Origin of the sequence: Streptomyces sp. DSM 110735 (genome assembly GCF_016482685.1) — a bacterium.
Taxonomy (GTDB): Bacteria; Actinomycetota; Actinomycetes; order Streptomycetales; family Streptomycetaceae; genus Streptomyces.
This window is the reverse complement of the sequence record NZ_JACYHF010000003.1, coordinates 125,546-139,766: the sequence shown is the minus strand read 5'-3', so window position 1 is coordinate 139,766 and position 14,221 is coordinate 125,546. Positions and strand designations below refer to the sequence as shown.

At 72.7% G+C, this 14,221-nt stretch carries 9 protein-coding genes; 2 read left to right on the top strand and 7 right to left on the bottom strand.

The features are described from left to right. Positions 1-3: 3 nt before the first annotated feature. Both IF655_RS06050 and IF655_RS06045 read right to left on the bottom strand, forming a co-directional pair. Positions 4-663: a cyclase family protein gene (locus tag IF655_RS06050; protein ID WP_199582637.1), complete on the bottom strand. Its 660-nt coding sequence runs from the start codon at positions 661-663 to the stop codon at positions 4-6. Continuing rightward, positions 660-2,243, bottom strand: a complete 1,584-nt coding sequence (locus tag IF655_RS06045; RefSeq protein ID WP_199582634.1) for a cytosine permease — start codon at positions 2,241-2,243, stop codon at positions 660-662. The genes IF655_RS06050 and IF655_RS06045 overlap by 4 nt, the downstream gene beginning before the upstream one ends. Positions 2,244-2,717: 474 nt before the next feature. Between IF655_RS06045 and IF655_RS06040 the strand changes: the two genes are divergently transcribed. After that, positions 2,718-3,140 (top strand): subtilase-type protease inhibitor, encoded by a 423-nt coding sequence (locus tag IF655_RS06040; RefSeq protein ID WP_199582630.1) that lies wholly within the window; start codon positions 2,718-2,720, stop codon positions 3,138-3,140. Between the two features lie 219 nt (positions 3,141-3,359). On the opposite strand, the gene IF655_RS06035 is transcribed toward IF655_RS06040, so the two are convergent. The 4 genes from IF655_RS06035 to IF655_RS06020 form a co-directional block, all read right to left on the bottom strand. Beyond that, positions 3,360-6,176 (bottom strand): NHLP bacteriocin export ABC transporter permease/ATPase subunit, encoded by a 2,817-nt coding sequence (locus IF655_RS06035; RefSeq protein ID WP_199582627.1) that lies wholly within the window; start codon positions 6,174-6,176, stop codon positions 3,360-3,362. Position 6,177: 1 nt separating this feature from the next. Beyond that, positions 6,178-8,298 carry an NHLP family bacteriocin export ABC transporter peptidase/permease/ATPase subunit gene (locus tag IF655_RS06030; RefSeq protein WP_242488595.1) on the bottom strand — a complete coding sequence of 707 codons (2,121 nt, stop codon included), beginning with the start codon at positions 8,296-8,298 and terminating at the stop codon, positions 6,178-6,180. A 113-nt stretch (positions 8,299-8,411) separates the two neighbouring features. Next, positions 8,412-9,218 (bottom strand): HlyD family efflux transporter periplasmic adaptor subunit, encoded by an 807-nt coding sequence (locus IF655_RS06025; protein WP_199582621.1) that lies wholly within the window; start codon positions 9,216-9,218, stop codon positions 8,412-8,414. 132 nt (positions 9,219-9,350) lie between these two features. After that, positions 9,351-9,566, bottom strand: coding sequence for a hypothetical protein (locus IF655_RS06020; protein WP_018548646.1), 216 nt, complete (start codon positions 9,564-9,566; stop codon positions 9,351-9,353). Between the two features lie 680 nt (positions 9,567-10,246). Here IF655_RS06020 and IF655_RS06015 point away from each other — a divergent pair. Continuing rightward, entirely contained in the window at positions 10,247-11,641 is a 1,395-nt protein-coding gene (locus IF655_RS06015) for a S1 family peptidase (protein ID WP_199582618.1), read from the top strand. Between the two features lie 203 nt (positions 11,642-11,844). Here IF655_RS06015 and IF655_RS06010 read toward each other — a convergent pair whose 3' ends face one another. Then, positions 11,845-13,983, bottom strand: a complete 2,139-nt coding sequence (locus IF655_RS06010) for a SpoIIE family protein phosphatase (RefSeq protein ID WP_374100180.1) — start codon at positions 13,981-13,983, stop codon at positions 11,845-11,847. Positions 13,984-14,221 lie beyond the last annotated feature (238 nt).

The window sequence follows — 14,221 nt, the reverse complement described above, 5'->3', positions numbered from 1 at the left end:
CCGTCACTCCCCGCCGAGCCGCGCCACCGCGCGCACCGGTGCCCCGTCCGAGCCCGGCAGGCGCAGCGGGAAGAGGAACACCTCGGCGTCGTCCGCGCCCACCAGCCGGTCGAGGTGCCTGAGGTTCTCCGCGATCACCCCGCCCGCCCCGCACAGCACCCGGTGGGCCGGGAGGGACGGGTCGGCGTCCGTGCCGCTCGGGTCCACGCTGAGGGCGTCCACCGCCACCGTGCGGACCCCCGCCGCCACCACGGCCTCGGCGGCGGCCGGGGTCAGCCACGGATGGTCCGGGTAGGCGTCCGTGCCCCAGTGCGCCGACCAGCCCGTGACCAGCAGCAGGACCGCGCCCGGAGCGAAGGACTCCAGCGCCGGGGCCAGCAGTTCCGGCGCGATGGGGGAGCGGGGCGCGAGTCCGCGCACGTCGGCCACCACCGCGCGCCCCGTGAAGCGGGACAGGGGAAGCTCGTCCAGCCGTGGCCACGCGTCGTCGACGTGGTACGGCGCGTCCACGTGCGTGCCGGACTGCGAACCCAGGTGCAGGGAGAGGACGTTGACACCGTCGGCGGGGGCGCGCAGCGCGGGGGAGACCGTGACCTCCGGGTCACCGGGATACACGGGCATCCCGGTGACCACGGGGACCGAAAGGTCCAGCCACTCGGTCATCGGGTCGCCACGACCGTCTCGCCCACCGGCTCCGACCCGTCGCCCGTGATCGGCGGCACCGGGGTGTCCGCCGTGCGGGCCAGCCGGGCGCCGTCGGGACCGTAGACCGCGCGGGGCTCGGGGAACAGCCACAGCAGGGCCAGGAAGAGCAGCGCGGCCACCGCCAGCGAGAGCGGCAGGCTGATGTCCACACCGCCCGCGACATCGCCTAGCGGTCCCACGAACTGGCCCGGGATGTCGGTGAAGAGCACGCCGAGCACCGCCGCGACCCACCAGGCGGTCATCCCGCGCCAGTTCCAGCCGTGCGCGAACCAGTAACGGCCGCCGCGCTGACGGCGGTTGAAGACCTGGAGGGCGTCCGGGTCGTACCAGCCGCGCCGGGTCCAGAAGCCGAGCATCATCACGACCATCCACGGCGTGGTGCAGGTGATGATCATCGTGGCGAAGGTGGAGATGGACTGCACGAGGTCCAGACCGAAGCGGCCGACGAAGATGAACGCGATGGACAGGACGCCGACCAGCAGGGTCGCCCGGACCCGGGACAGCTTCGGGAAGACCGAGGAGAAGTCAAGCCCCGTGCCGTAGAGGGAGGTCGTGCCGGTCGACATGCCGCCGATCAGGGCGAGCAGGCACACCGGCAGGAAGAACCAGCTCGGGGAGATCGCCAGCAGACCGCCCACGAAGTCCGGCGCCTTCGGGTCCACGTACGCCGGAGCCTTGGTCGCGATGATGCTCGCGGTCGCCAGACCGAACACGAAGGGCAGCAGCGTGGCCAGTTGGGAGAGGAAAGCGGCGCCGATCACCTTGCGGTGCGGGGTGGACGCGGGGATGTAACGCGACCAGTCCCCGAGGAACGCCCCGAACGACACCGGGTTGGACAGCACGATCAGGGCGGCGCCGATGAACGACGGCCAGAACATCGACTGCGTCGCCGCGTCCGCGTGAGCCGTGAAGACACCGGCGTACGACGGGTCGAAGTCACCGGCGAAGGCGATCGCGCCGAGCAGGAACAGCACGGTCGCGGACATCACCGCGATCTTGTTGACGAACAGCATGAACCGGAAGCCGTAGACGCACACCGCGAGGACGAGCCCGGCGAACAGCGCGTACGCCACGACGTAGGACAGCGTGCCGCGCTCCAGGCCGAACAGCCGGTGCGCGCCGCCCACCAGGGCGTCGCCCGAGCTCCACACCGAGATGGAGAAGAACGCGATCGCGGTGAGCAGGGAGAGGAAGGAGCCGACGATCCGGCCGTGCACACCGAGGTGCGCGGAGGACGCCACCGCGTTGTTGGTGCCGTTCACCGGACCGAACACGGCCATCGGACACAGGATCAGGGCGCCCACGACCACCCCGAGGACCGTCGCGGCGAGCCCCTGCCAGAAGGAGAGCCCGAACAGGATCGGGAACGCGCCGAGGACACAGGTGGAGAAGGTGTTGGCGCCGCCGAAGGCGACCCGGAAGAGGTCGAGCGGAGTCGCGGTGCGCTCGGAGTCGGGGATGCGTTCGACGCCGTAGGGCTCGACCTCGGTGAGGGCGGGCGGCGGCGTGGCCGGGGATGCGGAGGGCTGTGAGGTCAACGAGGGCTCCTGCGCCGCGTGATGGGCGGATGTCCGGATCGGGATCTGCCGACGGTACGGCCGGGCGGCGGAAACGGACCAGGTGATGTTTCGTCCATCTTCCGGTGCCGCCGATGGAGGGTTCGGCCACTGATGCCCGCCCGAAACCCGGGCGAACGCGAGGAAGCGTGAAGGTGTCACGAACGGGACGTGAAGGGGGGCCGGGCGGCCACGGCCGGAATGTTTCAGGCCGATTGCGCAGGCGGTGTCTTTCGGCCAGTCGGCCATGTCCGGCGATCAAGAACCGCGGCGTTGCACGGCCGACGTGTTCGAATTCCGTGACTTCTCGCCACTGATTCAACACGCAAGGTTACTGAAAGTCATGGGTGGGATGTGTGTTCCGGCGGCGGACTCGGCAGAGTGGCGGCCGCCGCCCCGGCACCCGAACGGAACCGGGCCGGCACCCCCGTCTGTTCGAGCGGAAGGATGCACACAATGCGGAACACCGCGCGCTGGACCGCGGCGCTGGGACTCACCGCCGCCGCCGTCTGCGGCCCCCTGACCGGGGCAGCCGCAGCCGCCCCGGCCTCGCTCTACGCGCCCTCGGCGCTGGTGCTCACCACCGGCCACGGCGACAGCGCCGCCACGCTCGCCCCCGAGCGCGCCGTCACCCTGAGCTGCGCCCCGACCCCGTCCGGCACGCACCCGGACCCCGTCCGCGCCTGTGCCGAACTGCGCGGACTCCAGGGCGACTTCACCGCCCTGAAGACCCGCGACGACGTGTGGTGCACCCGGCTCTACGACCCGGTCACCGTCACCGTGCAGGGCGTGTGGCAGGGCCAACGGGTCTCCTACGAGCGCACGTTCGGCAATTCGTGCGCGAAGGACGCGCTGGACAGCAGCGTCTTCGCGTTCTAGGACCGGGATCGCGCGGACTCCAGGACGCCGGATCGGGCTCGTGACTGGGGAGTGCGGCCCCTGGCCGGAGCGACCGTGATCCCGTGGCCGGAGCAGGCGGACGGTGTGGGGCCGTCCGCCGGTCTCCGGAAGCACAACCGTGTCCCGGCCGGGCCCGTGGGGGGCCTCGGCCGGGACACGGCGTTTTCCCTCCCGATGTCTTCCGGGGCGCCCCGGCTCCTACGCCATCTGCCTGCGCACCAGTTCGTGCAGCCGTCCCCCGGTGTCCGCGAGGAGGTCGGCGGGCGGACCCTGCTGGACGACCTTGCCGTCCTCCATCACCACCACCCGGTCCGCGTCCATGACGGTCGAGAGGCGGTGGGCGATGACGATCCGGGTGGCGTTGAGCTTGCGGGTGCTCTCCATGACCGTGCGCTGGGTCTCGTTGTCCAGCGCGCTGGTCGCCTCGTCGAAGAACAGCACGCGCGGGCGCCGGATCAGCGCCTGGGCGATCATCAGCCGCTGGCGCTGGCCGCCGGAGACCGCTCCGCTGCCGGAGACGATCGTGTGCAGCCCCATCGGCATCCGCTGGATGTCCTCGGCGAGACCCGCCAGTTCGGCCGCCGCCATCGCCTCCTCCGGGGTGTACGGCTCGGCGCCGCAGATGACGTCCAGGATCGAGCCGGTGAACGGCTGCGCGTGCTGGAGGACCACCCCGCACTGGCGGCGCACCGCCGACTGGTCGAGCGCCGCGAGGTCCTGACCGTCGTAGAGCACGCTGCCGGAGACCGGCTTGTCGAAGCCGATGAGCAGGCGCAGCAGGGTCGACTTGCCGCAGCCGCTGGGACCCACCACCGCGACGAACTCGCCGGGGCGCACCGCGAAGGACACGTCGTCCAGGACCAGCGGACCGTCGTCCGCGTACCGGAAGGACAGCCGCCGCGCCTCCAGCGCGCCCGTGAGCGCGCCCGGGCGGGTGCTCGCCGAGCGCACCTCGGGGGTGGCGTCCAGGACCGGGCGGATCTCCTCGAAGAGCGGCAGCGCCGCGACCGCCGAGACGAACGCGCCGGTGAGCTGGGTCACCGAGGTCAGCACCATCGTCACCGAGGTGCTGAAGGTGAGGAACGCCGCCGCCGACATCGCGCCCCTGGCGGGACCCGCGAGGAGCATGAACATCACCAGCGTGCAGACCGGCAGATAGACCGCGCCGAGCACCGAGCTGAGGTTCTTGATCCGCCCGACCTTCTGCTGGAGCTCCCGGCTGCGCGCGAACTCCCGCGCCCATGCGGCGTACGCGTAGTTCTCCGCCGCCGCGACCCGCAGCTTGGGCAGCCCGCGCAGGGTCTGGAACGCCTGGTTGTTCAGCTTGTTGCCGAGCGTCACCAGGCGCCGCTGCCAGCGCACCTGCCACAGCCCGAGCCCGAGGAACACCGCGCCGATCACGATCAGCAGCCCGATCGCCGCGAGCGCCATCGGCACGCTGTACCAGAGCAGCAGCCCGACGTTCATCGCGCCGATCGTCACCGACTGCGCCACCACCGGACCCACGCCCGCGAGCAGGCGCCGGATCGAGCTGATGCCCATGGCGGCGCTGGCCAGTTCACCGGTGGAGCGGCTCGCGAAGAACCGGGTGGGGAGCCTCAGCAGCCGGTCCCACACCGCCGGTTGCAGTGCCGCCTCGATACGTCCTTCCAGGCGCAGGATCGTCAGGTTCTCCAGCAGCGTGAACGCCGCCGAGACGATCCCGCTCAGCATCACCGCGAGACACACCTGGGCGATCAGGTTCTCCCGCGCCTGCGGGACGTACTCGCCGAGCACCTTGCCGGTGGCCACCGGCACCAGCGCGCCGATCGCCACCGTCACCAGACCCGCGAGCAGCAGGTTGGTCAGATCGCCGCGTGTGCCGCGCAGGCTGAAGCGGAGCAGACCGAGCGGACCGAGGCGCCGCTCGGGCAGCGGGCGGTAGAACATCACGGCGCGCGGCTCGAACTCCTCCGCGTTCGCCTTCTCCACCGGCGTCTCGCGCCCGGTCGCGGGCTGGACGGCGACATAGCCGCCGCGCCGCCACAGCAGCGCCACCGGCGCCCCGGACAGCGCCCGGTGCCCCACCAGCGGGCCCACGTTCTCCCGCCACCAGTGGCCGTGCAGGCGGACCGCGCGGGTGCGCACCCGGGAGGCGAGCGCGACGCGCTCCACCGGGTCCAGGCGCTCGCTCTCGGTGCCGCTGTGCGCGGGTTCGGCGAGCGCGATCCCGGCCGCCTCCGCGACCAGCTTGCAGGCGGCGTACCCGGCGTCCGCGTCCGCCGCCGTGGTCCGGCGCGCCGAGCGCTTGCCGATGGACGCGAGCAGCGTCCGGTCCGCCTCGGCGCGCACCGCCTCACCGGCCTTGATACCGGCCGCCGCGCGCGTCTCGTGCGTGCGCTCCAGTTGCTCGATCCACCGGTCAAGCGCGGTCAGCAGGCGGTACTGCTGGTCCACCAGGGTCTGCCACAGCGCCGGGTCCATCAGCAGATCGGCGGCGGCCTCCGCGCCGTACAGGGAGCCGTACTGCACGCTGCCCGGCGGGACCTGCGTCCAGAACACGTCGTCGTCCGAGGGCGCGGTCGAGCGGTCCTCGGCGAGCGGCGCCTGGAACAGCACCGCGAGCCCGCGTCCGACGCCGAGCGCGAGCGCGTACTCCAGCGGGCTGGTGGCGGGCGGCACGTACTGCGGGTTGCCGTACGCGTCGTACGACCAGGTCTCGGTCTGCGCGCTCTGGTACAGCTCGCGCAGGTTCACCCGGTGCACCACGCAGTCCCGCACCGGGCGGGCGACCAGGGTGTGCTGGGGTCCGGCGACCGGACCGAGCAGCAGCGCGCCCGCCTCCAGGCGGCCCAGGTGGTGCCAGTGGCCCTGCTGGGCGGCGTCCACCGCGAACAGGTCGAGCGCGCCGGACGCCACCAGCCACAGCACCTGCGGACCTTCGAGGTCCAGGCGGTTGAAGCCCGCGCAGTCCACCCGGGTGCCGAGCGCGCCGAGGGCGCCGAGGACCAGGTCCCCTTCGTGCGTCTGCGTCATCTCACCGCTCCCTGACCAGCGCCGCGTAGGCGCCGCCGCGTGCCACCAGCTCCTCGTGGCGACCGCGTTCGACCACCGTGCCGTGCTGGAGCACCACGATCTCGTCGCTGTCGCGGACCGTGCTCAGCCGGTGCGCGATCACCACACAGGCACAGCCGCGCCTGCGCAGGTTGTCCATCACGACCAGCTCCGTCTCCGCGTCGAGCGCGCTGGTCACCTCGTCCAGGACGAGGATGCTCGGGCGGCGGACCAGCGCCCGTGCGATCTCCAGGCGCTGGCGCTGCCCGCCGGAGAAGTTGCGGCCGTCCTGCTCGACCCGGCTGTGGATGCCGCCGGGCCTGCGCGTCACCACGTCGTACAGCGCCGCGTCCCGCAGCGCCTCCACCACGGCCTCGTCCGGGATCGAGCGGTCCCACAGCGCCACGTTGTCGCGCACCGAGCCCTCGAAGAGGAACACGTCCTGGTCCACGAAGGAGACCGAGGAGGCGAGCGCGCCGCGCGGGATGTCCTCCAGGCGCGTGTCGTCGATCCGGATCACGCCGTCCCACGGGGAGTACAGCCCCGAGATCAGCCGGGACACCGTGGACTTGCCGCTGCCCGAGCCGCCGACCAGCGCCACCTGCTGACCCGGGCCCACCGTCAGGTCGAAGCCGGTCAGCAGCGGCTTGTCCAGCGGGCTGTAGCCGAAGGTGACGTTCTCCAGTTGGACGTGCCCGCGCAGCCTGCGTGTGGACTCGCCCGCGCCGCCGGGGCGGTCGTAGAGCGGGTCGGCCTGGAAGTTCTCCACGTCCTTCAGCCGGGCGACGTCCGCCGCGAAGTCCTGAATGCGGCCCGCCACGCCGTTGAGCCGGGTGAGCGGGGCGGTGAAGCGGGCCACCAGTGCCTGGAAGGCGACCAGCAGACCCACCGAGATGTGCCCCTCGATCGCCCGGACGCCGCCGATCCACAGGATCAGCGCGCTGTTGAGCGTGGCCAGCGTCGGCGCGACCACCCCGAGCCACGCGCTCGGCACCCCCAGCTTCTGCTGCTCCTCCAGCGTGGCGGCGTGCTGCCCGGCCCACTTGCGGAAGTAGCCGTCCTCGCCGCCGGTCGCCTTCATCGTCTCGATCAACTGAAGACCGGTGTACGAGGTGTTGGTGAGCCGTGCGGAGTCCGCGCGCAGCTTCGCCGTACGGGTCGCTCGCATGCGTACGACCATCCGCATCGCCACGATGTTCAGCAGGGCCACGCCGATGCCGACGAAGGTGAGCTGCGGGTCGTAGGTGTAGAGGAGCACCGCGTAGAGCACGACCACGATCGCGTCGACGCCCGCCGCCGCGAGGTCGCGGGCCAGGGTCTCGGCGACCTGGTCGTTGGACTGCAGGCGCTGCACCAGGTCGGCGGGGGAGCGCTGGGAGAAGAAGGTGACCGGCAGCCGCAGCAGATGGCGCAGGAAGCGGGCGCTGGAGAGGGTGGAGGAGATGATCCGGCCGTGCAGCAGGTTGGTCTGCTGGAGCCAGGTCAGCACCAGGGTCAGCGCGACACAGGTGCCCATCGAGGCGAACAGCACGCCGAGCAGCGAGGTCTGTCCGCCGATGAGGAACATGTCGATGTAGGTGCGGCTCAGCGCGGGCACCGCGGCGCCGACCGCGACCAGCAGCAGGCTCGCGAGGACGGCGGCGGGCAGGGTGCCCGCGGTGCCGCGCAGCCGGGCGGGCATCGCGCCGAGGATGCCCGGCTTGCGCCCGCCCTTGGCGAAGTCCTCGCCGGGCTCCAGGACCAGCACCACACCGGTGAAGCTGCCGTCGAACTCCTCCATGGGCACGAAACGGCGCCCCTTGGCGGGGTCGTTGATGTACACCCCGCGCCGTCCGAAGCGGCGCCCCATGCCGTCGTAGACGACGTAGTGGTTGAACTCCCAGAACAGCACGGCCGGTGCGCGCACCTCGGCGAGGGCGGCCAGGTCCATCTGCATGCCCTTGGCGGTCAGCCCGTAACCGCGCGCCGCCTTCAGGAGGTTGCTCGCGCGCGAGCCGTCGCGGGAGACACCGCACGCGATGCGCAGCTCCTCCAGGGGGACATGGCGGCCGTAGTGGCCGAGCACCATCGCCAGGGAGGCGGCGCCGCACTCGACGGCTTCCATCTGGAGCACGGTGGGCGTACGGACCGTGCCGCCGCGGCCCTTGGGGACCGGGCGGCGCGGGGGTGCGGCGCGTCTGCGGCTACGGGTGTCGGGGTCCTGCCCCGTCCGGACGGTCACGGGAGCAGCCAATCGAGAGGGCGCTGGTCGGCCAGATGGACCGAACCGGTGGCCAGGGTCATGGAGTCGAGCCGGAAGGGCGGTCCGTCGGCGGAGGACCAGCGGTAACCGCTCTTCGCCGAGGACGACTTCTCCAGCTTCACGGTCACGGCGACCGGGCGGCTCTTGCGGGTGAACTGCTGCCCGAGCTGCGTGTCGCCGAGGAACGCGGCGATGGACTGCGCCGACTGGGCGGTGCGGTCCACCGACTTCACCCGGCCGCGCAGGACGCCGTAGCGGTCGGCGGGCACGGAGGAGACGGTCAGGTCGACCTCCGCGTGCGCCGGGATCGAGGCGGCGTTCTCGGCGGGCACGTAGACCGTCGCGTACAGCGGGTCGCCGGTGTGCGCGACCTTCTCCACGGCGGCGACGTTGGCGCCGGTCTGGATGATCTGCCCGATCGTCGCGGCGAGCGCGGTGATCCGTCCGGCGGCGACCGTGCGGATGAGGGAATCGCCCTGCGCCGTACGGACCTTGAGGACGGGCGCGTTCGCGGGGAGCCGCTCGCCCTGCTTGGCGAGCACGGCCGTCACCTGACCGGCGACGGGGCTCTGGAGCAGGTAACTGCCCTGCGCGTGCGTGAGGATGGCCGGGGCGTCGACCGTGGAGGTGACCGAGCCGGTCACCGTCCACACGGATGCCGCCGCCATCACGACGACGGTGACACCCAGCGCGAGCCAGCCCTGCGGGCGCGCGAGGCGCACCGGGAGGTCGAGTTCCTCCGGTGACTGGAGCTTGGCGAGGGCCTGTTGGCGGAACTGCACGGAACTTCCCTCACCCGAGGAGAGACGACGGCACGGAGACTGCGGCGGAGACCTGCGCGGAAACCGCCGGGGAACGCCCGAGAGTCCCGGAGCCGGCGGACGGCTCCGGGACTTCGGTGAAACCAGGTGCGATCAGAGACCGGCGACCAGGTTGGTGACCGGCTGGGTGTTCAGGCCGGTGACGCCCTCGACGGTGCCGATGGCGGTGTCCACCAGGCCGGAAACCGGGGCGATGCCGTTGACGGCACCGGTCACGGTGTTGAGGGCGTTCACGGACAGACCGCCGGAGACGTTGTCCAGCTCGGCGTCCGAGATCTCGACGGTCTCAACCTGGGGGGTGGAGTTCATGGTGGAACTTCCCTTCATATGGATATCTCACAAGGGGGAGAGCGGCCCCCTCTGGGGGACAGATGGACCGCCGTACCGCGAGCACCCGGGGGCGGCCGTCTCCGGCAGCCCCTGAGCGGTCCCCGCGGTGCGATGGATCAAAGCACGCACGCAGCGCCCGGTTCCACCTGAACAAGCCCCTCACCAGGCGTTTCTGTCGGTAATGGGGGGCGATGGTGACGGCGTGCGCACCGGGTCGTGGCCACTCCTTCACATGCCGGGCGCGCGCCGCGTACCGACTCGTGCGTTCCTCCGGCGGCGAATCCGGCACTCCTCTCCAAAGGCGCGTTGCGGGAGCGTGCGGATGTGCAGATCCGGCCGTGCCGGTGACCCGCTTGGGCAGTCGGTGTGCAGATTCCCTGAAGCAACGATTCCGGTACACCTCCTGGACGGACCGTCACCTGACGGGTCCCCAGCGTGACGATCCGGACCCGCCGCCCTTGCGCCACGGCCTCGGAGGAGACGTGGACACCCCTACCGCGGTGGCCGATTCGCTTTGCCCGGAAGGAAGTTGGCGAACGGAGTTGAACGCTCCGCGCACCCCGCCCGTACCTGTAGCCGTCCGGGCGCCCCCGTTCCACTGCCCCTAGCGGCAGACCCCCGTCCCCCACTGGAGGTCGAGAAGGTTGAGTCACAAGCGAATGCCCAAGCGCAAGGCCGCGATAGCGGTGGGCGGTGTGGCGGCGCTCGGAGCCGCGGCCCTCCTGCTGCCCAACGCCATGGCGTCCCAGGACAAGGACGCGACCGCAGCCGCAGGCACCGCCAAGACGCTGAAGGCCACCGACGCCTCCACGCTCAGCGCCCGGCTCCAGAAGCAGCTCGGCACCGCGTTCGCCGGTGCGTACTACGAGAACGGCAAGCAGCAGCTCGTCGTCAACGTGGCCCGGGGCGACCAGAGCGCCATGGCGCGCGCCCAGCAGGCCGGTGCCGCCGTCCGCGAGGTCGACAACAGCACCACCGAACTCAAGGCCGCCGCAGCGACGTTGAAGACCAAGGCGACCATCCCCGGCACCGCCTGGGCCGTGGACCCGCGCACCAACAAGGTCGTCGTCAGCGCCGACAGCACGGTCACCGGCGCCAAGTGGGACCGCCTGGAGTCCACCGTGGACGGCCTCGGCGCGAACATGGCCACCCTCAGAAAGTCCTCCGGCACCTTCAAGACCTTCGTCTCCGGCGGCGACGCCATCTTCTCCCAGGCCGAGGGCGGCAACGTCCGCTGCTCGCTCGGCTTCAACGTCACCGCCTCCGACGGCAGCCCCGCCTTCCTGACGGCCGGTCACTGCGGGGTCGCCGCCAAGGAGTGGTCCGACTCGCAGACCGGGCAGCCCATCGCCACGGTGGACCAGGCGAACTTCCCCGGCGACGGCGACTTCTCCCTCGTGAAGTACGACGACCCGGCGACCCAGGCGCCCAGCGAGGTCAACGCGGGCAACGGTCAGACCGTCCCGATCACCCAGGCCGTGGACGCCACCGTCGGCTCCACCGTCTTCCGCATGGGCTCCACCACCGGGCTGCACAACGGCCAGGTGACCGGTCTGGACGCCACGGTCAACTTCCAGAGCGAGACCGACCCCAACGGCGTGGACACCGTCACCGGTCTCATCCAGACCAACGTGTGCGCCGAGGCCGGTGACTCCGGCGGCTCGCTGTTCACCCAGGACGGCGGCGCGGTCGGTCTGACCTCCGGCGGCAGCGGCGACTGCACCAGCGGCGGCGAGACCTTCTTCCAGCCGGTCACCACCGCGCTCGCGGCCACCGGCGCCACCCTCGGCGACGGCGGCCAGGCGGGCGCGGGCGACCAGGCCGGCGACGACCAGGGCGCGGGCGACCAGGCCGGCGCGGGCGACGAAGCGGGCGCCGGTGACCAGGCGGGTGGCGACGAGGTCGGCGGTTCCGCGGACCCGTCCGCCGCGGCGGGCGACCAGGGCGCCGGTGACGGCGCGGCCGGTGACCAGGCGGCGGGCGACCAGGGCGCCGCCCAGAGCGGCACCGCCCAGCACCACAAGTCGCGCCACCACCACAGCAGCGGCAACTGACCCGCTCCACCCCTCCGGCACCCCGCGCGGGTGCCGGAACCTGACGCCCCGGCCGGCCGTTCACACGCGGTTCCGGTCGGCCGGGGACGGTCCGGCCCTCCGGCGGGAGGGCCGGACCACCTCTTTTCCGGCGACCGGCTCTTCGGCAGCCGCCTTCACCGCGACCGCTACGGTCCTGCCACGAGGTCCGGGTCCGGGTGCCGTCACCCGCCCCCGCTCGCCCGCAGCAGCAGCACCGCCACGTCGTCCACCCGCTCGCGCCCCGACGCCCCGTGCCGCACCAGCTCGTCCGCGACGCTCTCCAGCGGTCCTGCGCCCGCCTCCGCGAACACCGCGCCCAGCTCCACCAGCGCGTCCTCGATGTCCACGCCCGGTGACTCCACGAGACCGTCGGTGTAGAGCGCGAGCACCGAACCGGGCGTCAGGGCCACCTCGGTCGTCGGATACACCGCCCCCGCGTCGATCCCGAGCAGCGGACCCCCGGCCAGGTCCAGCACCCGTACCCGCCCGTCCGGGCGGCGCAGCAGCGGCGGCGGATGCCCGGCCCGCGCCATCACGGCCCGCCCGCGCGCCGGGTCCAGCCGCAGATACAGACAGCTCGCGAACAGGTCGGCGCCGAGGTCGAGCAGCAGCCGGTTGATGCTGTCCATGACCTCCTCCGGCGCCTGCCCCACCGCCGTGTACGCCCGGACCCCGGTGCGGATCTGACCCATCAGCGCCGCCGCCGTCACGTTGTGCCCCTGCACGTCGCCGATCACCGCCGCCGCGAGCGGACGGGTCGGCACCAGGTCGTAGAAGTCGCCGCCGATCTCCATGCCCCGGGTCGCGGGCAGATAGCGCGCCGCCGCCTCGATGCCCGGCGGCGGAGCCAGGCTGTGCGGCAGCAGCGCCGACTGGAGGCCGTGTGCGAGCCGGTGCTTGGCGTCGTACAGCAGGGCCCGCTCCAGGGCCTGTGCGATCAGTCCGCCGAGGCTGGTCAGCACCGCGCGCTCCTCGGCCCGGAAGACATGCGGTTCCGCGTACGCCAGCACGCACGTGCCCACCGGGCGCCCGGAGGCGACCAGCGGCAGATACGCCCAGGCCGCGAAGCCGTCCCGTAGCTCGCGCCCCGAGGGGTAGAGCCGCTCCAGATGCTCCACCGACTCGAAGAACGCGGGCACGCCGCTGTCCAGCGCCTGGGTGCCCGGGGAGCGCGCGCTCAGCGGGAGTCCGTCGTAGTGCTCCACCGCCCGCGCGTCGCGGTAGCCCTGGTGGCCCAGCACGCGCAGCCGTCCCTCCTGCGAGCCGAGCAGCACCAGTGCCCGGCTGCCGACGGCGGGTCCCAGCTCGTCCGCGACCAGCCGCACCAGGTCCCGTACCGCCACCGCCTCGGTCAGCGCGCCGGTCAGGCTGAGCAGTTGGGAGATGGTCACCAGGCGGGGCGGGGGCGTGCCCGAGCGCGCCGCCTCGCGTGCCCGCTCCGTGAGCACCTTGACACGGGTGATGCGCACGCTCAGCCCGGTCGTGCTCGGATACAGCCGGAAGGACAGCCACTGGTCCGGCGGGCGCAGCGCCACGAACGAGGTCGGCCGCTGACTGAGCAGCGCCGCCCGGTAGCGGTCCTCGTACCCCGGATCGTTCAGCCACGGGACCGACACCCACGGCAGGGTGCCCAGCAGCTCCCCGGCGGAGCGGCCGAGGAGTTCGGCGGCGGCGTCGTTGAGGAAGCCGATGCGACCCCGCAGATCCATCGAGACCAGGCCGTACGGCAGCCGGGACAGCAGCCGCGCCGCCTCCGCCGGGTCCGGGTCGGCGGCGGCCTCCGGCGCGGGCGCCGCGAGCAGATCGGGCTCGGGTCCGGGCGGCCGGGACTCGGCGGCGGCCCGCTCCAGTTGCCCGGAGAGCCGCGCGCAGGCTTCCGTCAGCCGGTGCTGGTCCTCGCCGGACAGCTCCGCCGCGCGGGTGCCGGGCCAGGTCACGAACACCACGCCGAGCACCCGCTCCGCCGTCGCCAGCGGCACCGCCGCGAGCGCGAAGGGGTACGGCAGCACCACCGCGATCCTCGGGAACCGGCGCGCCATCTCCTCCGCGCCGCCCACCCACACCAGGCGCCGCTCCCGGGCCGCCAGGGCCACCGGGATCTGCGCGCTCAGCCCGACCCGCTCCCAGGGCGCGGCGAAGGCGCGCGGCAGCCCCGCCATCACCGCCATCTCCAGCACTGGCGCGTCGGGACGCAGCAGATAGACCGCACCGGAGTGCGCCCCGACGTCCTCCATCATCGAGGCGAGCGCGACCGACAGCAGCGGTCGTCCGGCGGCCGGGGACACGGACGCGGGCCCCGGTGTGTCGGACACCCCGACCACCTCCTCGTACGGTCGCGCGCCCGGCCCGGGCGGAGCGGGGCGGCCGCCCGGGGACGCCCCGCGCGCGGCGGATGCCGCCACCGGGCCGCCTCCTGACCTGCGGACCGGCCCGGTCGGCAGTGGGCCGCCCGAGTACCCCGCGAGGGCGGGGCCCATGCCCGTGGTTGTGGAGCACGCGATGGCACACGGGCGCCGCGTGTGCGCCCCCGCGCCTCCTGATGGCTGGATCTCCGTGCAC

What these genes read in the sequence shown, in the direction of transcription:
- IF655_RS06020 (WP_018548646.1), bottom strand. Translation starts at nt 9,566, where the DNA reads ATGAACTCCACCCCCCAGGTTGAGACCGTCGAGATCTCGGACGCCGAG.
- IF655_RS06035 (WP_199582627.1), bottom strand. Translation starts at nt 6,176, where the DNA reads ATGACGCAGACGCACGAAGGGGACCTGGTCCTCGGCGCCCTCGGCGCG.
- IF655_RS06050 (WP_199582637.1), bottom strand. Translation starts at nt 663, where the DNA reads ATGACCGAGTGGCTGGACCTTTCGGTCCCCGTGGTCACCGGGATGCCC.
- IF655_RS06030 (WP_242488595.1), bottom strand. Translation starts at nt 8,298, where the DNA reads ATGGAAGCCGTCGAGTGCGGCGCCGCCTCCCTGGCGATGGTGCTCGGC.
- IF655_RS06040 (WP_199582630.1), top strand. Translation starts at nt 2,718, where the DNA reads ATGCGGAACACCGCGCGCTGGACCGCGGCGCTGGGACTCACCGCCGCC.
- IF655_RS06015 (WP_199582618.1), top strand. Translation starts at nt 10,247, where the DNA reads ATGCCCAAGCGCAAGGCCGCGATAGCGGTGGGCGGTGTGGCGGCGCTC.